Below are 21,777 nucleotides of genomic sequence, written 5' to 3'. Positions count from 1 at the left end.
CAGACTGTGTCCATGACCCGACTCCTGCTCGCTTTCGTCTTCGCGGCGTCCCTGACCGCCTGCGGTTTCCACCTGCGCAACAAGCTGACCTTGCCGGCCGACACGCCGTCGGTGAAGGTGGTGTCCTCGGCGCCGTACAGCGAGCTGGCCAAGCTGCTCGAGCGCGGCCTGCGCGCGGCCGGTGCGGAGATCGCGCCCAAGGACGTCAACACCGGCGTGGCCCGCCTGGAAGTGCTGTCCGAGCGCTGGGGCGACCTGCCGATCGCGCTCGATGCCGAAGGCCGCGCCCAGGAATACAGCCTGCGCTACGCAGCGATCTTCCTGTTCCGCCGCGCCGACGGCAGCGTGCTGGTGCCGCAGCAGGTGATCGAGCTGTCGCGCGACTACGTGTCCCCGCCGACCGACGCCACCGGTACCTCCACCGAGCGCGAGATCCTGGCCGACGAACTGCGCCGCGAGATGTCCGCCTCGATGCTGCGCCGGATCGACAGCGTGGTGCGCGCGCAGGTGCGCGACGGCAAGGACGTCAACGCCGCGCCGCCGTCGACCGACGGCACGCCGGTGGAAGGCAAGCCGGTCGACGGCACCCCGGCCGCAGGCAAGCCGGCGACCACGCCGCAGCCTTGAGCTTGGCCCTGCTGCCTTCGCCGCCGAGCGCGGCGGCCATGCCGTTCGCTGCCGGCGCACGGCGTTCGCCGTCTCCGCCTGCAGCAGCGTAGGCTGTCGCCATGGAACTGCGTCCCGAACAACTCGCCACCCAGCCGGCGTCGCAGCCGCTGCAGCCGGTCTACCTGATCGCCGGTCCGGAAACCCTGCGCGTGCTCGAAGCCGCCGATGCGGTGCGCGCGCGCGCGCGCGCCGCCGGCATCGGCGAGCGCGAGGTGTTCGATGCCGACGGTCGCGATTTCGACTGGGGCCAGCTGTATTCCAGTTTCAATGCGCCCAGCCTGTTCAGCGCGCAACGGCTGATCGAGTTGCGCCTGCCCAGCGGCAAGCCCGGCAAGGAGGGCGGCGAGGTCATCGCCGCGTTCTGCGCCGATCCGCCGCCGGACGTGGTGCTGCTGATCACCTGCAACGAGTGGAGCAAGGCGCACCAGGGCAAGTGGGCCGACGCCGTCGCGCGCATCGGCACCATCGCCGTGGCCTGGGCGATCAAGCCGCACGAACTGGGCGACTGGATCGAGCGGCGCCTGCGCAGCAAGGGCCTGCGCGCCGACGCCGGCGCGGTGCAGCGCCTGGCCGAACGGGTGGAAGGCAACCTGCTGGCGGCGGCGCAGGAGATCGACAAGCTGGCGCTGCTGGCCGACGGCCAGGGCCTGGACGTGGCGGCGATGGAGTCGCTGGTCGCCGATGCCGCGCGCTACGACGTGTTCCGCCTGGCCGAGGCCACGCTTGGCGGGCAGGCGCCGGCGGTGCGGCGCATGCTCGCCGGCCTGCGCGCCGAGGGCGAGGCGGTGGCCGCGCTGCTGCCGATCCTGATCAAGGAACTGCTGCGCACCGCCGCGCTGGCCAAGGTGCAGGCCGCCGGCGGCAACCTGGCGGCGGAAATGAAGGGGCAGGGCATCTGGGAATCGCGGCAGGCGCCGTTCAAGCGCGCCCTGCAGCGCCACGCCGAACCGCGCCGCTGGGAACGCTTCGCCGCCGAGGCCGGCCGCATCGACCGCATCGCCAAGGGCCGCGCCGACGGCGACGCCTGGATCGCCCTGGAGCGCCTGCTGCTGGCGATCGCCGAGGCGCGGGCGGTGCGGTTGTTGGTGGTATGACGGCCGGGATTGGGGAGTCGGGATTGGGGATTGGCAACAGCGGCGATCCCGCGCTGGCGGCTGATTCATCCCGACTCCCGACTCCCGAATCCCGTCCTCTCACCCTCGTCTACGGCGGTACCTTCGATCCCATCCACAACGGCCATCTGGCGATCGCGCGGGCGGCGCGGGATGCGTTCGGGGTGCCGGTGCGGCTGATGCCGGCGGCCGATCCGCCGCATCGGCCGGCGCCCGGGGCCGATGCGCAGCAGCGCTGCGCGATGCTGGCGCTGGCCATCGCCGATACGCCGGGGCTGGTCCTTGACCTGCACGAAGTGCGGCGCGCGCAGGCCCGGCCCGGCGTGGCGTCCTACAGCATCGACACGGTGCGCGAACTGCGTGCCGAACTCGGCGCCGACGCGCCGCTGGCGCTGCTGATCGGCAGCGACAGCTTCGTCGGCTTCAACGGCTGGCGCGAATGGCGGGCGCTGCTCGAGGCGGCGCACCTGATCGTCGCCGACCGCGCCGGCAGCGGCTGGGAGCGGGCGGTGCCGGCGGAACTGGCGCAGGCGGTGGCCGGACGCTGGGCCGACACGCCGCAGGCGCTGGCCCGTGCGCCGGGCGGCCGGCTGTGGTGCCTGCGGCAGCCGCTGCGCAGCGAATCGGCCAGCCTGGTGCGGGCGCGCATCGCCGCCGGCGAGGACTGGGCGGCACTGCTGCCGCCGGCCGTGGCCGCCTACATCCGCGACCACGGTCTGTATGCCCCCGGCGCGGCAACGGCTGGCTGAATACGCGTCCTGCCGGGGTCGCCTATAATTCGCCCCATTCCTTCGAGTTCGCCGCTTTGTCCAGTCAAGCCCACGTCATCAAGACCCAAGTCCCCAATCCGCCGCCGCCGCTGCCGGTCCTGCTCGCCCACGTCCGCGAGGCAGTCGAGGAACTCAAGGCCAAGGACGTGGCGGAAATCGACGTGCGCGGCAAGTCCAGCGTCACCGACTACCTGGTCATCGTCTCCGGCACCTCCACCCGCCACGTCAAGTCGATCGCCGACGAAGTCATCAAGTACGCCAAGCGCTTGGACGTGATGCCGCTGGGCGTGGAAGGCGAGCGCGAGGCCGAGTGGGTGCTGGTCGACCTCGGCGACGTGGTGGTGCACGTGATGCTGCCGCGGGTGCGCGAGTTCTACGCGCTGGAGCGGCTGTGGACGGTCGGCGACCAGCCGCCGGGCGACGACGACGGCGACGACACGGCACGCGATGCCTAAGCGGCAGGCCGGGCTGCCGGCCGGCGGCTTCGAGCTCGCGCCGTCCGCCCGGATCCGCGCCGGTACCGGCGCCGCGACGCAGCTGCTGGCCACGCCGGCACGCAAGCGCTTCGATGCGCTGATCGAACGCCTGGAGCGGACCCGCGAGGAATTGCGCGACTGGCGCGAGGCGCTGCCGCGCTGGGAGCAGCGGTTCCACGCGCAGGTCGAGCCGTTGCTGCAGGCGCGCGACGCCGCGCAGGCGCACCTGGTGCACGACCTGGATGCCGCGCATGCCGCACACAAGCTGGGCAAGCGCGAGCGTGCCGACCTGTCCGAGGTGCTTTGCGCGTTGGCCGCGCCGTTGCTGGAGCAGCCCGGGTTCGACGCGCTGAAGCCGATCCATGCGCGCCACCGCGGCGCGCAAGGCGAGGGCGGCGGCGTCATGCAAGACGCCGCGATGCAGGCGGCGCTCGCCGCCGAGTTCGGCCTGACCATCGACGAATTGCAGCACCTGCCGTCCCCGGAAGCCCTGTACGCGCAGTTGCAGCGGCGCCAGCACCAGCAGCAGGCGCACGCGGACGGACGCGCGCAACGGCATGCCAAGCGCCGCCGCGCTGGTGCTGGCGCTGCGGCTGCGAGCGGGTTCGATGCGCAGCAGGCACGGCGCACGCTGTACCGCACCCTGGTCGCGGCGCTGCATCCGGACCGCGAACCCGATGCGCGGCAACGCGAACGCAAGACCGCGCTGATGCAGGAACTCAATCGCGTCTACCGCCAGGACGATCTGCTGGGCCTGCTGGAACTGCAACTCGAGATCGGCCAGCTGGACCACGTCGGGATCGCGGCCATGGCGGAGGAGCGCATCGGCGACTATGCCGCGATGTTCGCCACGCAACTGCAGCAGGTCGAACGGGAGCTGGCGCAGGTGGTCGATGCGTTCGTGGCCGACTATGGGCTGGCCCTGGAGCGCCGCCCGCAGCCGCATCGCCTGGATGCGCTGATGGCGCAGATCAAGCGCCAGTTGCAGGACGAGATCGCCTATTGCGAGGAGGACCGGCGCGCGCTGCAGCAGCCCGCCACCCTCAAGCAGTGGCTGCGCCAGCAGCGTGCCGCACTGGAGGCGCAGGACGCCGCCGAGGCGTCGGCGCCGTCTGCAGGCATGGCGGCGGAGCGCAGGTGATGCGCGTGCGGCGAGTGACGCCATGAAGGCGCGCCTCATCGCCACCGGCGAGCGCGCCCCGGCCTGGGTGGCGCAGGGTTTCGCCGAGTACCGCAAGCGGCTCTCGCATTGGCTGCCGCTGGATCTGGTCGAGATCGAGCCCGGCCTGCGCGGCAAGGGCCGCGATGCGCAACGCGCGATCGAGGACGAAGGCCGCCGGGTCCTGGCGGCACTGCCGAAGAACGCGCTGGTGGTGGCGCTGGACGTGCCCGGCAAGCAGCACAGTTCCGAGCAACTGGCGCAGCGCATGGAGCACTGGCGCGGACAGGGGCGCGATCTGGCGTTCCTGATCGGCGGTCCCGAAGGCCATTCGCCGGAGGTGCTGGCGGTCGCCAGCGAATCCTGGTCGCTGGGGCCGCTGACCCTGCCGCACATGCTGGTACGGCTGGTGGTGGCCGAGCAGCTCTACCGCGCCGCAGCGATGTTGGCCAATCATCCTTACCATCGCGCCTGATTGCTGATTGCTGATTGCTGATTGCTGATTGCTGATCGCTGATCGCGGCCAGCGCGTGCTCGCGTGGCGGGAATGTGGGCCTGCATGTCGAAGCTTGTGAGCCGATCCCCACAGCAAAAAGCCCGGGCTTTCGCCCGGGCTTTTCGTTACTACCTTGCGACGTTCGCGATCAGTTGAACGTGTACTTCGCACCCACCGTGAAGTAGCGGCCGATCGCGCCGCTGAAGTGCAGCGGGTTGTAGTTGACCGCACCGTAGGTGGTCGGATCCAGCGGGGCGATCCGGTCGAACACGTTCTGCACCGATGCGTTCAGTTCGAACGCCTCGGTGATGTTCCAGCGGCCCGACAGATCGAAGGTGGTGAACGAGGCGATCTTCTTGACCGGCGTACCGTCGGCGTAGAACGCCTGGTAGTCGCCACCGCGGCGATCCTTGTTCTCGATGCTATCGATGTAGTTGACCACGCCGCTCACGCTCCAGCTGCCCTGCTTCCAGGTGGTGCCGAAGTTGATGCGGTCCTGCGGCGTGCCGATGCAGTTGGTCACGTCGCAGTTGCCGTGCGTGCCCACGTAGTCGACGGTGGTGTCGCCTTCGGTGCGCTCGAACTTGAGCAGGTGGCTCCACTGCGCGTCCAGCTCCAACTGGCCCGGACCGATCTCGAAGGTCTGGCGGATGTCGGTGTCGATGCCGCGCACGCGGGAGGAGTTCGCGTTCACGTAGCCGGTGTTGACCGCCAGGATGGTGCCGCTGTTGGCGACGCCGCCGATGTTGTTGCTGTCGCGCAGGACGTTGCCGGCGGCGATCGCGTCGGCGGTGCTGCCCTGGGCGATCTCATTGGTGCGCTTGATCTCCCAGCCGTCCACGGTCAGCGAGGTGGTCGAGGTCGGCTGCAGCACGAAGCCCACCGAATAGCTCTTGGACTCCTCGGGCTTCAGCGCCGGGTTCGGACGGGTGATGATCGCCACCGAGCGTGCGGTGCACTCGTTGGCCGGATCGATCGCGCAGCGCACCGGATCGCGGGCGTTGGAGAACGCGGCCAGGCCGCCGTCGCCGTTCTCGGCCGGGTTCGGCGCACGGAAGCCCTCGGCGTAGCTGGCGCGCAGCGCGATCCAGTTGGCCGGGGTCCACTTCACGCCCAGCTTCGGCGTGGCCTTGCCGTCGCCGCCGTCGTACTTGTCGTAGCGCAGCGCCGCCGACAGTTCCAGTTGCTCCAGCACCGGCGCCGACAGCTCGACGTGCGCGGCGTAGACGTTCTGGGTGCCGTCGTAGGCCGAGTAGCCCAGGCCGATGATGTCGCCGATATCGGTGTAGGTCTGCGGGGTCAGGCTGTTGCTGGTCTTGCGCCATTCCGCGCCCAGCGCCAGGCCCAGCGGCCCGCCCTTGAGGTCCATCAGGCTGCGCGAGACGGTGAAATCGAACATGTCCAGTTCGGACTTGGCACGTGCGCTGATGGTCGGCGAGATGTAGTCGTACAGCGCCTGCGAGTTGAGGTTGGCATTGTCGCCGATCCGCCAGGTGCCGGCCGGGCAGGCCGGGTTGCCGAGCACGCAGCGCACGGCGCTGTAGCGCAGGAAGCCGGTGCGCTTGTTGACCAGGTTGGTACCCGAGTGCAGGTAGCCGGTGTCGTAGCTCCAGTCGCCCCAGTTGCCCTTCACACCGACCAGGAAGCGGTTGAACTCGTTGGTGTTGTCGGTGACGCGCGGACCGACGTCCCAGGCGCTGTAGCGCAGGCGCGCGGCGTAGGGCAGCGGATTGTCCGGATGACCGGCGTAGAGCACGGTGGCGCCGGCGCCGCTGTTGGCGTTGACCGGGCCGCCCGGATAGCCCCAGCCGCCGGACACGCCGGACGGGGTGTTGGAGAACACGGTGTTCTTCTTCGAGTAGCCGATCTCGGTGTAGATCTCGCCGCCCTCGCCGAAGGCGAAGCTGGCGCGGCCGAACACGTTGACGTACTTCTCTTCCGGGGTCAGATCGCGATACACCTGCGCCGGATCCCACAGGCAGCCCTGCGCCTGTGCGGTAGCGTCGCTCTGGCCCGGGATGGTGGTCAGGCCGGCGCAGCCGGGGAGCGCCACCAGCTGTCCGGCGGTGTTGAACACCGAGCCATTCGGGCCGGTGCCGCCGGCGGTGCCACCGCTGAGATAGGCGCCGCCGAGGAACTGCGCGTCCTGTGCCGCATAGCCCCAGCGGCGGATGTCGCCGGTGCCGATCCACTTGCGGTCCTTGCGGTCGCTGATCTTGATCGCGTCGGTCTTGCCCACGTCCAGGCTGAAGAACGCGTTCCAGCCGTCGCTGGCGAGGTCGCCGGTACCGGCGGTCAGGGTCGCCTTGCGCGAATCGCCGTCGCCGTCGCCGGAAATGCCGTAGGAGCCGCGCAGGATCGCGCCCTGGAAGTCGCTGCGCAGGATGATGTTGACCACGCCGGCGATGGCATCGGAGCCGTAGATCGCCGAGGCGCCGTCCTTCAGTACTTCGACCCGCTCGACCGCGTCCAGCGGGATGGTGCTGAGGTCGGTGAAGACCTTTTGGCCGTCGTCGGCCAGGCCATAGGTGGCCATGCGCCGGCCGTTCAACAGCACCAGGGTGGAACCGGCGCCCAGGCCGCGCAGCGAGATGCCGGCGCCGCCGCCAGCGAAGCCGTTGCCGAAGGTCTTCGGAATCGAGCCGGCGCCGTCGGCGGTCAGGGTCTGCAGGTACTCGGCCAGCGAGGTCTTGCCGGTGCGGTCGATTTCCTGGCGGGTCACCACCTGCACCGGCGACGGGGTCTCGGTGTCGGTGCGCGGGATGTTGGAGCCGGTGACGGTGATGCGGTCGAGGTTGGTGGCCGCTTCCTGGGCGAAGGCGGCAGGCCCTGCGAGGGTGGCGAGAACGCCGGCGACGGAGGCACACAGCAGCGTACGGCGGGTTGCACGCCGTTGGGTCGGGATGTTCACAGTTTCTCTCCTAACTGGAAACGCAGGTTGTGACTTTCTGACGAAAGCGCCGACGTCTTGGTGGCCGGCTGACTCTCATCTAGGTGTATCTATCGTGAACAAATCGTGAATTTTAAATTAACACGGCCGGCCGGCGAATGCCGGCCGGCCGCGCCGGGGTGATTCAGCGGTCCATCGAAAAATCGACCGGTACCAGCCCGTACGCCTGCACCGGCGTGCCGTTCTGCAGCGCCGGCTTGAACGCCCAGCGCTTGAGCACCTGGTCGCGTGCGGCCTGGTCCAGCACCCGGTGGCCGCTGCTCTTCTCGACAGTGACCTGCAGCGGCTGCCCGTCGGTGCCGACCAGCACCCGCAGCAGCACGCTGCCCTGCAGGCGATCGCGCAGCGCGTCGCGTGGATACGGCGGGGCCGGCGCGCGCAGGTACTGCAACTGCATGCCGTCCACCGGCGCGCTCGCGCTGGCCGGCGGCAGGTTGGGCGCGGCGATGCTGGGCGTGGGGTCGACATTGGGCGCGGTGTCCAAGGCCACCGGGCTGCTGTCGACCAGCGGCGCCGGCGTCGGGGTCGGCACCGGTACTGCGGTCGGCGTGCGCGGCTGTGTCGGCAGCTGTTTCTCGACGGTGGGGATGGTGGGCGGCGTCGGCGTGACCGGAATCACCAGGGGTTGCTGCCAGGGCGGCTGCACCTGCGCCGGTTCCGGTGGCGCGGTCACGTGCGAGAGCGGAAGCAGCAGCAACAGGGCGGCCAGCAGGTGCAGGGCGATCGCGGTGCTGTAGGCCAGGACCCGGGACAGGTCGATGCGGAAGGACGGGGCGGGGAGTTGCGTGCGAACCATGGATCCACCTCTGCGATAGGAGTGTCGTGGACTGCGGTACCGGAAAACGCACGGGGGCGACGGATGGGGTCATCGCGCCCGTCCGCGTTTCGACAGTGCGCCGGTCGCGGGCACTTTGGCAAGAGGCGGCGGCGATCGAGGCCGGGTGCCGTATTGGCGAGGGGCGCTGCGGCGGACTGGATACGACGACGGCGCCCGCAGGCGCCGTCGCGAGGTGAGGGTCGGGGCAGGGCTTACTTGCCCAGTTCGAACACCACGTCCAGGTTGACCGAGACGCTGCTCTCGCCCGGCGCGACCGGGGTGCTGTCCATCTCCGCCTTCATCGCCATCGTGCGCATCATCGGCATCGGCGGACGCACGCCGCCGCTGCTGCCTTCGGAAATGCTGACGATGCGCCGCACCTGCAGGCCCAGTGCCTTGGCGTAGGTCTGCGCGCGTGCCTGCGCCTTCTTCAGCGCATCGACCCGCGCCTGGTCGTACAACGGTTCGGGGTTGTCGATCTCGAAGGTGGGACCGTTGATCTGGTTGGCGCCCTGCGCGGCCAGCGCGTCGAGCACCTTGCCGAGCTTGGCGATGTCGCGCACCTTGATGTTCACCGAGTTGCTGGCCTGGTAGCCGATGATCTGCGGGGCCTGGTTCTCGGCGTACTTGTACTGCGGGTTGAGGCTGACCCCGCTGGTCTGCACGTCCTTGTCGGCGATGCCGGCGGCGCGGATCGCGGCCAGCACCTTGGTCATCTGCTCGGCGTTCTGGCGCATCGCCGCGGCGCTGTCGGTGGCCTGGGTGACCACGCCGGCGGAGATGGCGGCGACGTCGGGCGCGCGCTTGGCCTCGGCCTGCGCGGCGATGTTGAGCAGGGTGCCGTCGGCGGGCACGGCGTAGCCGGGCGCGGCGGATTGGGCGTGGGCGGTCATCGTGCCTCCTAAGGCGAGGGACAGGGCCAGCAGCAGCGGGCGGGCGGACAATGCGCGCATCGATGTTCTCCTTGTGAAGATTGGGCGAGGGTGTTGCCGCGACGATGAACGCGTCGTGATCTTCGCCGGGGTCGAAGCGATCGTCCCGCAATTAGCGATCGTTCAGTCAGTCCGGTCGGGTTATCCTTCGGCCATGCTGTATCTCGCGTCCCGTTCCCCTCGCAGAAACGAACTGCTGACCCGCCTCGGCGTGCCGTTCCGGATCCTCGATCTCGAGGTGCCGGAAGTGCGCGCGGCCGACGAGTCGGCGCAGGCCTATGTGCGCCGGGTGGCGCTGGACAAGGCCCGCGCCGGGTTGGCGCAACTGGACGGCGCCGCCGACGCGGTGGTGCTCGGCGCCGACACCGAAGTGGTGCTGGACGATCGCGTGTTCGGCAAGCCGGCCGACGCCGAGGATGCGGCGGCGATGCTCGCGGCCCTGTCCGGGCGCACCCATCAGGCGATGACCGCGGTGGCGCTGGTCGCCGCCGGCCGCGAAGAGCTGGTGCTGGTGCCGACGGCGGTGACCTTCGCCGACTTGTCCGCGCGCGACATCGCCGACTACGTGGCCAGCGGCGAGCCGATGGGGCGGGCCGGCGCGTATGCGATCCAGGGTGGCGCCGAACGTTTCGTCAGCCGTCTCGACGGCAGTTATTCCGGGGTGATGGGCCTGCCCCTGCACCAGACCCACCACCTGCTGCGCACCTTCGGAGTGCTGTGATGTCGCAAGAGATCCTGGTCAACGTCACACCACGCGAGACCCGGGTGGCCGTCATCGAGAACGGCATGCTGCAGGAGCTGCACATCGAGCGCGGCTGGCGCCGCGGCGTGGTCGGCAATATCTACAAGGGCCGCGTGCAGCGGGTGATGCCGGGCATGCAGGCCGCCTTCGTCGAGGTCGGGTTGGAGCGCGCGGCGTTCCTGCACGCCAACGACGTGGTGCGGCCGGCGCCGGTCGGCAATGGCGACACCGAGGAAGCCACGCCGCTGCCGGTCTCGGCGGCGGTGCCGATCGTGGAACTGCTGCGCGACGGCCAGGACATCGTGGTGCAGGTGGTCAAGGACCCGATCGGCAGCAAGGGCGCGCGGCTGACCACGCAGATCAGCATTCCCTCGCGCTATCTGGTGCTGCTGCCGCAGTCGCGGGTGATCGGGGTGTCGGCGCGGATCGAGGACGAGGCCGAACGGCAGCGGCTGAAGACCCTGGTCGCCGACCTGGCCGCCAGTCACGGCGGTTTCGGCTACATCATCCGCACCAATGCCGAAGGCCAGCCGGCCGAGGCCCTGGCCGAGGACATCGCCTACCTGTCGCGGGTCTGGAACGTGGTCGAGCGGCGCGGCCGCGACGGCGCCCCGGCCAGCATCATATACGAGGACCTGAGCCTGCCGCTGCGCGCGGTGCGCGACCTGATCCGCAAGGACGTGGAGAAGGTCAAGGTCGATTCGCACGAGACCTTCGAACGGCTGCAGGCCTTCGTCGCCAAGTACATGCCGGTGCTGGCCGAGCGCCTGGAGCTGTACACCGGCGACCGCCCGATCTTCGACCTGTACGGGGTCGAGGACGAGATCGCCCGCGCGCTGGACAAGCAGGTGCCGCTGAAGTCCGGCGGCTACCTGGTCATCGATCAGACCGAGGCGATGACCACCATCGACGTCAATACCGGCTCGTTCCTGGGCCAGCGCAACCTCGAGGAGACGGTGTTCCGCACCAACCTGGAGGCGGCGCAGGCGGTGGCGCGGCAACTGCGGCTGCGCAACCTCGGCGGCATCATCATCATCGACTTCATCGACATGGACGATGCCGAGCACCGCCGCCAGGTGCTGCGCACGCTGGAGAAGGCGCTTTCGCGCGACCACGCCAAGACCACGGTGTACGAGTTCTCGCCGCTGGGCCTGGTGGAGATGACCCGCAAGCGCACCGTGGAGAGCCTGGAGCGGCAGCTGTCCGAACCGTGCCCGGAATGCAGCGGGCGCGGCTCGATCAAGACCGCCGAGACCGTGACCTACGAGATCTTCCGCGAGATCACCCGCGCGGTGCGCCAGTTCGACGCGGCGCGGCTGCTGGTGATCGCCTCGACCAAGGTGGTGGCGCGCATCACCGACGAGGAATCGGCGGCGGTCGCCGAACTGGAGGAATTCCTCGGCAAGACCATCCGCTTCCAGGCCGACGAACAATACCTGCAGGAGCAGTTCGACGTGGTGTTGTTGTGAGGCTGGGATTGGGGATTGGGGATTGGGGATTGGTTGAGCGGCTGGATCGCGACCGGTTACCGTCCGCGCGCATCGCGTTGGCTGTTGCGAATCCCCAATCCCGACTCCCCAATCCCCGCCCCTGATGCACACCCCCCTGCGCCGCCGCCTGCGCCTGGCTCGCCGTTTCGCGTTCTACGCGGTGGCGATCGGGCTGGTGTGCGTGGCCCTGGCGGTGGGCGCGCTGAGCCAGGCGCTGCCGTTCGTGGAGCGGCATCCGCAGCAGGTGGCGGCGTGGCTGAGCGAGCGCGCCGGGCGGCCGATCCGCTTCGACCGGCTGGAGACGGCCTGGACCCGGCGCGGCCCGCTGCTGCGCCTGGACGGGCTGCGCATCGGCGCCGGCGACGGCGTGCGCATCGGCCAGGCCGAGGTGCTGGTGTCGATGTACGCCGGGCTGTTGCCCGGGCGCTCGTTCACCGAGCTGCGCCTGCGCGGCCTGGCGCTGACCCTGCTGCGCGCCGACGACGGCAACTGGAGCGTGCAGGGCCTGCCGACCTCGGGGCAGGGCGGCGATCCGCTGGATGCGCTGGAAGGGCTGGGCGAGTTGCAGGTCATCGACGGCCGCCTGCGCGTGCACGCCCCGTCGCTGGGCCTGGAAGCGCAGGTGCCGAAGATCGACCTGCGGATGCGCGTGAACGGCGAGCGCCTGCAGGTGGGCGTGCAGGGCTGGAGCGATCTGCAACAGGCGCCGCTCACCGCGGTGCTGGAGCTGGACCGCCGTAGTGGCGACGGCCAGGCCTATCTGGCGGTGCGTCCGGCGGAGCTGGCGGGCTGGGCCGGCCTGCTGCATGCGGCAGGCATCGAACTGCAGGGCGGCGTGGGCGACGTCCAGGCCTGGCTGGACCTGCAGCAGCGCCGGGTCGCCGGGGTGACCGTGGACGCCACGCTGCGCGAACTGCGCCTGCGCGGCGCGCCGCTGGCCGACGGGCGCACCCGGCCGCAGCTCGCCTTCACCACCTTCCGCGCGAAGGCGCGCTGGCGCCAGATCGACGGCGGCTGGCGGCTGGATGCGCCGCAACTGCAGTTCGGCCAGGCCGGGCAGCCGCTGCAGCGCCTGGACGGGCTGACCGTGGCCGGCGGGCGCCGTTTCGCCCTGTACGGCGATCGGCTCGACCTGGCGCCGCTGATTGCGGTGGCCGGGCTCAGCGACCGCCTTTCGCCCAGCCTGCGCAGTTGGTTGGCGGTGGCACGGCCGCGCCTGCAGCTGACCCAGGTGGCGGTGAGCGGGGTTCCCGGCGGTCCGCTGTACGGCCAGGGGCGGCTGGCCGACCTGGCGTTCGCGCCGGCGGGCGGTGCGCCCGGCGTGAGCGGGCTGCGCGGCCGCTTCGACGGCGATGCCCAGGCCGGCGAACTGGCCTTGGAGGCCGGTAGCCCGGTCCGCGTCGACTGGCCCAGCGGCTTCGGCGTGGTCCACCAGGTCCAGTTGGCCGGACGCATCGTGGCCTTCCGCGATGGCGACGGCCTGCGCGTGGCGACCCCCGGGCTGCGCGTGCAGGGCAGCGACTACGGCGCCGACGTGCGCGGCGGGCTGCGCTTCCAGAATGACGGCTCGCGGCCGTGGATCGACCTGGCTGCCGACCTGCAGGACGCGCCGGTGGTGGCGGCGAAGAAGTTCTGGGTCCATTCCAAGATGAGCAAGGCCGCCACCGACTGGCTCGACGCCGCACTGCAGGGCGGGCGCCTGCGCGACGGCCATGCGCTGGTTTCCGGCGACCTGGACGACTGGCCGTTCGCCGACCACAACGGCCGCTTCGAGGCGACCGCGCGGCTGGAGGACGCCAAGGTGCGCTTCCAGCACGACTGGCCGGCGGTGGAGAACGTGGACGCCAGCGTCGCCTTCATCGGCAACGGCTTCGAGGTGCACGGCCGCGGCAGCATGGGCGGGGTGCCGGTGGAGCAGCTGTCGGCGGCGCTGCCCGACTACAAGGAAGGCCAGCTCAGCGTGCTGGCCAGCACCCGCGCCGAGACCGGCAAGCTGCTGGCGATGCTGCGGCAGAGTCCGCTGCACGCCCATTACGGCGACACCCTGGATGCGCTCAGCGCGTCGGGGCCGGCCGATGTCACCTTCGACCTGCTGCAGCCGCTGCGCGCCGACATCGGTACCCACCACCTGCGCGGCACGGTCGACCTGCTCGGCGCGCATATCGCCGACAAGCGCTGGGACCTGGCCTTCGACGACATGCGCGGCAGCGCCAATTACAGCGATACCGGGTTCGCCGCGCAGAAGCTGAGCGTGGCCTACCAGGGCCACCAGGGCGAACTGGCGCTGCGCGCCGGCGACGGTGTGCAGGATCCGCAACAGGCCTTCGAGGCCGCGCTGAGCGCGTCGCTGGACGCCAACGAACTGCTCGACCGGGTGCCGGAAATGGCCTGGCTCAAGCCGTACGTGCAGGGCCGCTCGCGCTGGAACATCGGCGTCGGCCTGCCCAAGACGCCCGACGGCGGCGCGCAGCCGCCGACCCGGCTGCAGCTGCGCTCGGACCTGGTCGGCACCCAATTGCTGATGCCGGCGCCGATGGACAAGGGGCCGGCCACGCCGCTGGCGACCTCGGTCAACGTGCCGCTGCCGGTCGGCAGCGGTCGCATCGAGGTGGCCTTCGGCAAGCTGATGGCGCTGGCGGCGCGTAGCCAGGGCGGCAAGACCGGCGTGCGCGTGGTGATGGGCAGCGACCACGTCGCCGACGAACCGCCGGCCAGCGGCCTGGTGGTGAGCGGGCGCACCGCGGCATTGAACGCCATCGACTGGATCGGCGTGGTCAGCCGCCCCGATCCGAACGCCGCCGCGGCCAACGGCGGCGAAGATCCGATGCCGCTGCGTCGCATCGAGATCCTGGCCGACCATCTGCTGCTGCTGGGCGGGGTGTTCGACAACACCCGCCTGCGCCTGCTGCCGCAGGCCGACAGCATCGACGTGCACCTGGACGGCCCGGCCCTGGCCGGCGACCTCAGCGTGCCGACCAAGGACGGCGGCGTGCTCGGCGGACGCCTGGCGCGGGTGCACTGGCGCTCGGCCACGGCCACCTTGCCGGTGGCGAACGGCACGCCGACGGCGGTGGTCGCCACGCCCGCCGACAGCGGGGCCGCCGGCAGCGCCGGCCCGGTCCCGGCCGGCCCGTTCGCCGACAGCCTGGACCCGGCCACGATTCCGGCGCTGGCCCTGGACGTGGACGACCTGCGCTTCGGCGCGATGACCCTCGGCGCGGCCTCGCTGCGCACGCGCAAGCTCGCCGACGGCATGCAGGTGGACCAGCTGCACCTGCGCTCGGACAAGCAGAAGATCGACATCAGCGGCGACTGGCGCGGCAAGGGCGCCACCGCCCGGACCCAGCTCAACGCCAGCGTCGACAGCCGCGACCTCGGCGAACTGATGCAGAACCTGGACTTCGGCGGGCAGGTGCGCGGCGGCGAAGGCCAGCTCACGCTCAGCGCGGCCTGGCCGGGCACGCCGGCCGGCCTGCAGCTGGCCACGGTGCAGGGCCAGCTCGATGTGGCCGCACGCAATGGGCAGTTGCTGGAGTTGAACCCGGGCGCCGGGCGCGTGCTCGGCCTGCTCAGCGTGGCGCAGTTGCCGCGGCGGCTGATGTTCGATTTCCGCGACTTCTTCTCCAAGGGCTTCGCCTTCAACCGCATCGATGGCCAGATCCGTTTCGGCGACGGCCTGGCGCGCAGCGACAACATGGTCATCGATGGCCCGGCCGCGGAGATCAAGGTGCGCGGCGAGGCCGACCTGCGCGCCCAGCAGTTCGACCAGACCATCGACGTCAATCCCAAGTCCGGCAACCTGCTGACCGTGGTCGGCGCGGTGGCCGGCGGGCCGGTCGGCGCGGCGGTCGGCGCCGCCGCCAACGCGGTGCTGGGCAAGCCGCTGGGCAACATCGGCGCGCGCACCTACCGGGTCACCGGGCCGTGGAAGGATCCCAAGGTGGACGTGATCGAGCGCGAATCGGCGCGGCCGCCGGCGCCGTCGGGTACACCCTAGATTGCGCGCCGTCCGTAGGAGCGGCTTCAGCCGCGACGGGCATCATCGGTAACGCCCGTCGCGGCTGAAGCCGCTCCTACGGAGGGGACGTGGTGATGACAGAGACCCACGGCGCGCTGTCCACTCGCGTTCGGTGCTGCCCGCCGCTTGCGCTGCGCGCCTTCGTCCCCCATGTTGAGCCCATGAACGATCACGCCCTGAGCCTCGCCGAAACCCGCCTATTGCTTCCCGCCGGCCTGGATGCCACCAGCCTGGAGCGCGCCTTCGGCACGCTGCTCGGCCCCGGCATCGACTTCGGCGACCTGTATTTCCAGCATTCGCGGCGCGAGAGCTGGAGCGTGGAGGACGGCATCGTCAAGGACGGCGCCCACTCCATCGAGCAGGGCGTGGGGGTGCGCGCGATCTCCGGCGAGAAGACCGGTTTCGCCTATTCCGACGATATCCACCGCGATGCGCTGCTGGCCGCCGCACAGTCGGCGCGGGCCATCTCCCGCGACGGCGGCGCGCAGCCGGCGCACGCGCTGCAGCGCGGTGGCGGCCGCGCGCTGTATCCGGCGCTGGACCCGGTGGACGCGATGGACAACGCGCACAAGGTGGAACTGCTGCGGCGGCTGGACCAGTACCTGCGCGCCGCCGATCCGCGCGTGCAGCAGGTGATGGTGAGCCTGTCCGGCGGCGTGGACACGGTGCTGGTGGCGCGCAGCGACGGCGTGCTCGCCGCCGACGTGCGCCCGCTGGTGCGGCTGAATGTGCAGGTGATCGTCGAGCAGCAGGGCCGCCGCGAATCCGGCTATGCCGGCGGCGGTGGCCGCTACGACTACACCACGCTGTTCGCCGACGGCCGTCCGGAAGCCTTCGCCCGCGAGGCCCTGCGCCAGGCGCTGGTGAACCTGGAGGCGGTGCCGGCACCGGCCGGGGTGATGCAGGTCGTGCTCGGGCCGGGCTGGCCCGGCGTGCTGCTGCACGAGGCGGTCGGCCACGGCCTAGAAGGCGACTTCAACCGCAAGGGCACCAGCGTCTATGCCGGCCGCATTGGCCAGCGCGTAGCTTCGCCCGGCGTCACCATCGTCGACGATGGCACCCTGGACGGCCGCCGCGGTTCGCTTAACGTCGACGACGAGGGCACCGCGACCAACTGCACCACCCTGATCGAGGACGGTGTACTGGTCGGCTACATGCAGGACACGCTCAACGCGCGGCTGATGGGCGTGGCGCCGACCGGCAACGGCCGCCGCGAATCGTTCGCGCACCTGCCGATGCCGCGCATGACCAACACCTACATGCGCGCCGGCCAGCATGATCCCGAGGAGATGATCCGTTCGGTGAAGAAGGGCCTGTACGCGGTCAACTTCGGCGGCGGCCAGGTCGACATCACCAGCGGCAAATACGTGTTCTCGGCCACCGAGGCCTACCTGATCGAGGACGGCAAGGTCACCGCGCCGGTGAAGGGCGCCACCCTGATCGGCAACGGCCCGGAGACCATGCAGAAGGTGCGCATGATCGGCCACGACCTGGCGCTGGACGAAGGCGTCGGCGTCTGCGGCAAGGACGGGCAGAGCGTGCCGGTCGGCGTGGGCCAGCCGTCGCTGCTGATCGACGGGCTGACCGTGGGCGGGACGGCTTAGGGGCCGGGAGTGGGGATTCGGGAATCGGGATTCGGCAAAGCGGGCGCCGCGGTGCGCTGCGGTAGTGGCGGCCTGACGGGTAGGTTCATCGCGCGTCGCGATCGCTGGGCTGGGAGCGCGTCGGCTGTCGTGCGCGTCAGCCGACGTTGCCGCACCTCAGTCGCGCGTGTCGTCGAACGCCGCGTCGTCGTCGGTTTCTTCGATTCCCGATTCTCCATTCCCCATTCCCGACGCGGCACCCAGGATCATCTCGCGCAGCTCCCGGAACAGCTCGCGGTAGGCGTGCGGCGGCTTGTTCTTCAACCGCTCGTCCTTGGCGTTGCGGACCAGCTGGCGCAGCCGCTGGCGGTCGGCGTCGGGGTGCTCGGCCAGCAGCTCGGCCAGCGCGGTGTCGCCTTCGGCGAGCAACCGCTCGCGCCAGTCCTCGACCCGGTGCATGGCCGCCACTTCGCGGCGCGCGCTGTCGCTGTTGACGTCCATCGCCTCGCGGATCGCCTCCAGCACCGCCTCGTCCTCGCGCCGCATCTGCTTGGCCAGGAACGCCAGCTGCCGCTTGTGCGCGATGTGCGAGGTGATGCGCTTGGTCTCGGCGATGTGCGGCAGCAGCGACTCGGGCACCGGCAGCTTGGCCAACTGCGCCGGGGTCAGCGCCACCAGCTTCTCGCCCAGGCTCAGCACTTCCAGCGCCTCGCGGCGTTGCTGGCTGCGGCTTTCGCCGCGGAATTCACCGGTGTCTTCGTCGCGTCCGCGCATGCTCGTACTACTCGATCGGGCTGGAAATCAAATCAACACATCCGGCCAGGACGGCCGGACAGGGGCGAAGGGATTCGCACAACAAGGATAAAGCATTGAACGCGATCACCCCCGATTTGCACCGCGACGACAGCCAGCAGCGCCTGGAGCGCCTGTCCGACATCGCCGAGCGGCTGCTGGCGCGCGCCCGCGCGCTCGGCGCCAGCCAGGCCGAGGTCAGCTGCAGCGAAGACCGCGGGCTGGACGTCAACGTGCGCCTGGGCGCGGTGGAGACGGTGGAGTCCACCCGCGACCGCGGCATCGGCGTCACCGTCTATTTCGGTCAGCGCAAGGGCAGCGCCAGCACCGCCGACCTGCACGAGTCCAGCTTGGAGGCCACCGTGGCCCAGGCCTGCGCGATCGCCCGCTACACCGAGGACGACGTGGCCGCCGGCCTGGCCGAGGCGGCACTGATGGCGCGCGAGCAGCCGGATTTCGACCGCTGGCATCCGTGGCCGCTGCAGGCCGAGGAGGCGATCGACCTGGCGCTGGCCTGCGAGGCCGCCGGCCGCGACGCCGATGCGCGCATCAGCAATTCCGACGGCGCCTCGGCCGGCAGCAGCGAGAGCCTGTCGGTCTATGCCAATTCGCACGGCTTCGTCGGCTGCGAGCGCAGCACCCACCATTCGATCGCCTGCACGCTGATCGCCGGGCAGGGCGACGGCATGCAGCGCGACGGCTGGTACAGCAGCGCGCTGGCGCGCGAGGACCTGGAGCGCGCGTCGGCGATCGGCCGCCGCGCCGCCGAGCGCACCGTGGCGCGGCTGCAGCCACGCTCGCTGCCGACCGGCGAAGTGCCGGTGCTGTTCGCGCCGGAGATGGCGCGCTCGCTGATCGGGCATCTGCTCGGCGCCGTGTCCGGCGGCGCGCTGTATCGCCGCGCCAGCTTCCTGCTCGACAGCGCCGGCACCCGCCTGTTCCCGGAGTGGTTCGCGATCGACGAATTGCCGCACCTGCGCCGCGGCCTGCGCTCGGCCGCCTTCGACGGTGAGGGCGTGGCCACCCGCGAGGCGCCGCTGGTGCGCGACGGCGTGCTGCAGCGCTACGTGCTGGGCAGCTACTCGGCGCGCAAGCTGGGCCTGCAGACCACCGCCAATGCCGGCGGGGTGCACAACCTGCGGGTGGCGGCCAATGCCACCGATCTGCAGACCATCGTCAAGGGCCTGCCGCGTGGCCTGCTGGTCACCGACCTGATGGGCAACGGCGTCAACCCGGTCACCGGCGACTACTCGCGCGGCGCCGGCGGATTCTGGATCGAGAACGGCGAAATCGCCTATCCCGTGGACGAAATCACCATCGCCGGCAACCTGCGGCAGATGTTCCAGGACATCGAGGCGGTCGGCGCCGACATCGACGTGCGCTCGCACGTGCACATCGGTGCGGTGCTGGTCGGCAGGATGACGGTGGCCGGCAACGACTGAGCGCCGCAACGCGCGCCGATCCAGGTGCGCGCGTCGGCGGCCACGCACGCGTGGAGCGCGCGGCCTTGCCGGTCACGCGTTTGAGTGGGGCGAGCGCTGGCGGTCTCTGCGGACCTGTGAACGTCGCGATGGGCGGCGCCCGATCGTCCAGGCGATGCCATGCACGCCGATGCGCGCGATCCGCCGCCGTATGGGGCGATGAGCGGGTAGGCCGCGCACCGTGGTGCTTTCCCGGTGTGCCCGGCCTCGCTTGACAGCGCCGCGCCGGCCGCCGAGAGTGACGCGCCAAACGTCTTGTCCCCCTCACCACCAAAGGAACGGAATACCGATGAGCGAATTCGACAACGTCACTGCCCCGCCGCCGCCGCCGGCCTCGGCAGGCCCCCAGGAAGATCGCACTGTCGCGCTGATCACCCATCTATCCGGGATCATCGCCGGCTTCATCGTGCCGCTGATCATCTGGCTGGTGAACAAGGACAACCCGGCCAAGTCCTTCCTCAACGACCAGGCCAAGGAAGCGCTGAATTTCCAGATCACCGTCGCCATCGCGTACGTGATCTGCGTGGTGCTCAGCGTGATCGTCATCGGCGGACTGCTGATGCCGGTGGTGTGGGTGGTGAACCTGGTGTTCTGCATCCTGGCCGGCATCAAGGCCAACGACGGCGTCGCCTACCGCTACCCGTTCGCGCTGCGCCTGATCAAGTAAGCGCGCCCGCGACGCGTCCCCGAAGGCCCGGCCGCTCGCCGGGCCTTTTTTTGTGCCCGCGCGGCGCTGCGGCGGGAGGCCGCAGGGCGGCCAGGCGCAACGCCGCCGCCGGGCGGTCAACCGCGGCCCGGGCGGCGCGTTTGCAAGGCTGTCGCCATCACTGGAGCGCTGCATGATCCGCCGCGAGAGCTTGAGCGCCGCCAACCGCTTCGGCCTGGGTGCCCGTCCCGGGGACCTGGCCGCGATGGGCGAGCCGCGCGCCTGGCTGGCCGCGCAACTGCAGTCGCCGCCGCTGGCGCCGGCGCTGCAGGGCCTGCCCGACAGCCTGGCCTACCTGCGCCGCGAGGCCGACTACCAGCGCGAACGCCGCCAGGCGCGGCAGCAGGCGGCCGGCGATCCGCAGCAGGCCGCCCAGCAGGCGCAGCAGGCCGCGCGCGGGCTCTATCGGCAGGCACAGGCGCAGGAACTGACGGCGCGCTACCGGGTGGCGGTGTCCAGCCCGGCCGGCTTCGCCGAGCGCCTGGTGCAGTTCTGGTCCAATCATTTCGCGGTTTCGGTCGACAAGCGTGCGGCCGCGCTGTACGCGGCGCCGATGGAGCGCGAGGCGATCCGCCCGCACTGCATGGGCCGCTTCGCCGACCTGCTGCTGGCGGTGGAGCGGCACCCGGCGATGCTGCGCTACCTGGACAACGCCAATTCGGTCGGCCCCGACTCGCTGCTGGCGCAACGTGCGCAGCGCCGGGCCATGCGCACGGATCCCGACCGCCCGGCGCGCCGCCTGGGGCTCAACGAGAACCTGGCGCGCGAGATCCTGGAACTGCACACGCTGGGCGTGGACGGCGGCTATACCCAGGCCGACGTCACCGAACTGGCGCGTGCGATCACCGGCTGGGGCGTGCCGACGCCGCGCGATTTCGAGCAGGGCGCGCCCGCCAGTGCCTTCGTGTTCCGCGCGCCGGCGCATGCCGCCGGCAGCCGCCTGGTGCTGGGCCGGCGCTACGCCGAGGACGGTGTGGCGCAGGGCGAGGCGATCCTGACGGCGCTGGCGCGCCACCCGGCCACGGCGCAGCACGTCTCGTTCAAGCTGGCCCGGCATTTCGTCCGCGACGATCCGCCGCCGGCCTTGGTGCAGCGCATGGCCGACGCGTGGCGGCGCAGCGATGGCGACCTGCGCCACGTCTACCGCGCCCTGATCGACAGCCCCGAAGCGTGGGACGCGCAGGCGCGCAAGTTCAAGCCGCCACAGGATTTCGTGGTGTCGGCGCTGCGCGCCGGCGGCGCCTGGCCCGAGGCGCTGCCGCAGCAGAAGACCGTGCTGACCCTGCTGGCGCGGATGGGGCAGCCGCCGTTCACCCCGCGCTCGCCGGCCGGTTACGCCGACGTGGCGGCGGAGTGGAGCGGCGCCGACGCGCTGTGGAAGCGCGTGCAGGCCGCCGAGGCGCTGGCCGGGATGGCCCCGGGCGAGCCGTTGGCATTGGCCGCGACCGCGTTCGGCGACGGTCCGGACGCGGACACGCTGACTGCCGTGCGGCGCGCCGAATCGCCGCGCGAAGGCGTGGCGGTGCTGCTGGCCAGCCCGGCCTTCCAATGGCGCGCCTGAGCGGCGCGCGGTCCGATCCGCGA

Annotated in this window: 17 protein-coding genes; 13 read left to right on the top strand and 4 right to left on the bottom strand. The window is 71.0% G+C overall.

Annotated elements, in window-relative coordinates; genetic code table 11:
* Positions 1–12: 12 nt before the first annotated feature.
* The 6 genes from AC1PMG_RS14815 to rlmH all read left to right on the top strand — a co-directional run bounded on the left by AC1PMG_RS14815 (position 13) and on the right by rlmH (position 4,661).
* Positions 13–627, top strand: a complete 615-nt coding sequence (locus AC1PMG_RS14815; RefSeq protein WP_481109388.1) for an LPS-assembly lipoprotein LptE — start codon at positions 13–15, stop codon at positions 625–627.
* Between the two features lie 101 nt (positions 628–728).
* Positions 729–1,763 (top strand): DNA polymerase III subunit delta, encoded by a 1,035-nt coding sequence (holA, locus tag AC1PMG_RS14810; protein WP_481109387.1) that lies wholly within the window; start codon positions 729–731, stop codon positions 1,761–1,763.
* Positions 1,764–1,786: 23 nt separating this feature from the next.
* Positions 1,787–2,530 carry a nicotinate-nucleotide adenylyltransferase gene (nadD, locus tag AC1PMG_RS14805; protein ID WP_481109386.1) on the top strand — a complete coding sequence of 248 codons (744 nt, stop codon included), beginning with the start codon at positions 1,787–1,789 and terminating at the stop codon, positions 2,528–2,530.
* Between the two features lie 56 nt (positions 2,531–2,586).
* Positions 2,587–3,006 carry a ribosome silencing factor gene (gene rsfS, locus AC1PMG_RS14800; protein WP_160961088.1) on the top strand — a complete coding sequence of 140 codons (420 nt, stop codon included), beginning with the start codon at positions 2,587–2,589 and terminating at the stop codon, positions 3,004–3,006.
* The gene (locus tag AC1PMG_RS14795; RefSeq protein ID WP_481109385.1) at positions 2,999–4,168 is read left to right on the top strand and encodes a J domain-containing protein; all 1,170 of its coding nucleotides are present in this window, start codon (positions 2,999–3,001) and stop codon (positions 4,166–4,168) included. The genes rsfS and AC1PMG_RS14795 overlap by 8 nt, the downstream gene beginning before the upstream one ends.
* A gap of 22 nt (positions 4,169–4,190) precedes the next feature.
* Positions 4,191–4,661 (top strand): 23S rRNA (pseudouridine(1915)-N(3))-methyltransferase RlmH, encoded by a 471-nt coding sequence (gene rlmH / locus AC1PMG_RS14790; protein WP_010340439.1) that lies wholly within the window; start codon positions 4,191–4,193, stop codon positions 4,659–4,661.
* A 169-nt stretch (positions 4,662–4,830) separates the two neighbouring features.
* On the opposite strand, the gene AC1PMG_RS14785 is transcribed toward rlmH, so the two are convergent.
* The 3 genes from AC1PMG_RS14785 to AC1PMG_RS14775 form a co-directional block, all read right to left on the bottom strand.
* Positions 4,831–7,593: a TonB-dependent receptor gene (locus tag AC1PMG_RS14785; protein ID WP_481109384.1), complete on the bottom strand. Its 2,763-nt coding sequence runs from the start codon at positions 7,591–7,593 to the stop codon at positions 4,831–4,833.
* A gap of 163 nt (positions 7,594–7,756) precedes the next feature.
* Complete coding sequence (locus tag AC1PMG_RS14780) at positions 7,757–8,428, bottom strand: energy transducer TonB (protein WP_481109383.1); 672 nt, start codon at positions 8,426–8,428, stop codon at positions 7,757–7,759.
* A gap of 233 nt (positions 8,429–8,661) precedes the next feature.
* Positions 8,662–9,402: an SIMPL domain-containing protein gene (locus tag AC1PMG_RS14775; protein WP_481109382.1), complete on the bottom strand. Its 741-nt coding sequence runs from the start codon at positions 9,400–9,402 to the stop codon at positions 8,662–8,664.
* A gap of 133 nt (positions 9,403–9,535) precedes the next feature.
* On the opposite strand from AC1PMG_RS14775, the gene AC1PMG_RS14770 reads away from it, so the two are divergent.
* From AC1PMG_RS14770 to tldD, 4 genes are all read left to right on the top strand, one after another.
* Complete coding sequence (locus AC1PMG_RS14770; protein WP_481109381.1) at positions 9,536–10,102, top strand: Maf family nucleotide pyrophosphatase; 567 nt, start codon at positions 9,536–9,538, stop codon at positions 10,100–10,102.
* On the top strand, positions 10,102–11,592 hold the full coding sequence (gene rng / locus AC1PMG_RS14765) for a ribonuclease G (protein ID WP_010340444.1): 1,491 nt from the start codon (positions 10,102–10,104) through the stop codon (positions 11,590–11,592). Before AC1PMG_RS14770 ends, rng begins: the two co-directional genes overlap by 1 nt.
* 124 nt (positions 11,593–11,716) lie before the next feature.
* Positions 11,717–15,610 (top strand): YhdP family protein, encoded by a 3,894-nt coding sequence (locus tag AC1PMG_RS14760; RefSeq protein WP_481109380.1) that lies wholly within the window; start codon positions 11,717–11,719, stop codon positions 15,608–15,610.
* A gap of 182 nt (positions 15,611–15,792) precedes the next feature.
* Positions 15,793–17,235, top strand: a complete 1,443-nt coding sequence (tldD, locus tag AC1PMG_RS14755) for a metalloprotease TldD (protein ID WP_104609472.1) — start codon at positions 15,793–15,795, stop codon at positions 17,233–17,235.
* A gap of 156 nt (positions 17,236–17,391) precedes the next feature.
* Here the strand turns inward: tldD and yjgA are convergent, their stop codons facing one another.
* Positions 17,392–17,988 carry a ribosome biogenesis factor YjgA gene (yjgA, locus tag AC1PMG_RS14750; RefSeq protein WP_481109379.1) on the bottom strand — a complete coding sequence of 199 codons (597 nt, stop codon included), beginning with the start codon at positions 17,986–17,988 and terminating at the stop codon, positions 17,392–17,394.
* A 95-nt stretch (positions 17,989–18,083) separates the two neighbouring features.
* On the opposite strand from yjgA, the gene pmbA reads away from it, so the two are divergent.
* The 3 genes from pmbA (at position 18,084) to AC1PMG_RS14735 (ending at position 21,754) form a co-directional block, all read left to right on the top strand.
* Complete coding sequence (gene pmbA / locus AC1PMG_RS14745; protein WP_481109378.1) at positions 18,084–19,448, top strand: metalloprotease PmbA; 1,365 nt, start codon at positions 18,084–18,086, stop codon at positions 19,446–19,448.
* A gap of 328 nt (positions 19,449–19,776) precedes the next feature.
* Positions 19,777–20,154 (top strand): DUF4870 domain-containing protein, encoded by a 378-nt coding sequence (locus tag AC1PMG_RS14740; protein WP_017910613.1) that lies wholly within the window; start codon positions 19,777–19,779, stop codon positions 20,152–20,154.
* 172 nt (positions 20,155–20,326) lie between these two features.
* Positions 20,327–21,754: a DUF1800 domain-containing protein gene (locus tag AC1PMG_RS14735; RefSeq protein WP_481109377.1), complete on the top strand. Its 1,428-nt coding sequence runs from the start codon at positions 20,327–20,329 to the stop codon at positions 21,752–21,754.
* The last annotated feature ends 23 nt before the right edge of the window (positions 21,755–21,777 follow it).

Source organism: Xanthomonas sp. NCPPB 2250 (assembly GCF_056725265.1).
This window is presented reverse-complemented; position numbering and strand designations above follow the sequence as displayed.

Excerpts from the sequence above, each read along its gene's own strand:
- AC1PMG_RS14815 (WP_481109388.1), top strand. The coding sequence starts at position 13 with ATGACCCGACTCCTGCTCGCTTTCGTCTTCGCGGCGTCCCTGACCGCC.
- holA (WP_481109387.1), top strand. The coding sequence starts at position 729 with ATGGAACTGCGTCCCGAACAACTCGCCACCCAGCCGGCGTCGCAGCCG.
- AC1PMG_RS14795 (WP_481109385.1), top strand. The coding sequence starts at position 2,999 with ATGCCTAAGCGGCAGGCCGGGCTGCCGGCCGGCGGCTTCGAGCTCGCG.
- rlmH (WP_010340439.1), top strand. The coding sequence starts at position 4,191 with ATGAAGGCGCGCCTCATCGCCACCGGCGAGCGCGCCCCGGCCTGGGTG.
- AC1PMG_RS14780 (WP_481109383.1), bottom strand. The coding sequence starts at position 8,428 with ATGGTTCGCACGCAACTCCCCGCCCCGTCCTTCCGCATCGACCTGTCC.
- AC1PMG_RS14775 (WP_481109382.1), bottom strand. The coding sequence starts at position 9,402 with ATGCGCGCATTGTCCGCCCGCCCGCTGCTGCTGGCCCTGTCCCTCGCC.
- AC1PMG_RS14770 (WP_481109381.1), top strand. The coding sequence starts at position 9,536 with ATGCTGTATCTCGCGTCCCGTTCCCCTCGCAGAAACGAACTGCTGACC.
- rng (WP_010340444.1), top strand. The coding sequence starts at position 10,102 with ATGTCGCAAGAGATCCTGGTCAACGTCACACCACGCGAGACCCGGGTG.
- AC1PMG_RS14760 (WP_481109380.1), top strand. The coding sequence starts at position 11,717 with ATGCACACCCCCCTGCGCCGCCGCCTGCGCCTGGCTCGCCGTTTCGCG.
- tldD (WP_104609472.1), top strand. The coding sequence starts at position 15,793 with ATGAACGATCACGCCCTGAGCCTCGCCGAAACCCGCCTATTGCTTCCC.
- yjgA (WP_481109379.1), bottom strand. The coding sequence starts at position 17,988 with ATGCGCGGACGCGACGAAGACACCGGTGAATTCCGCGGCGAAAGCCGC.
- AC1PMG_RS14740 (WP_017910613.1), top strand. The coding sequence starts at position 19,777 with ATGAGCGAATTCGACAACGTCACTGCCCCGCCGCCGCCGCCGGCCTCG.
- AC1PMG_RS14735 (WP_481109377.1), top strand. The coding sequence starts at position 20,327 with ATGATCCGCCGCGAGAGCTTGAGCGCCGCCAACCGCTTCGGCCTGGGT.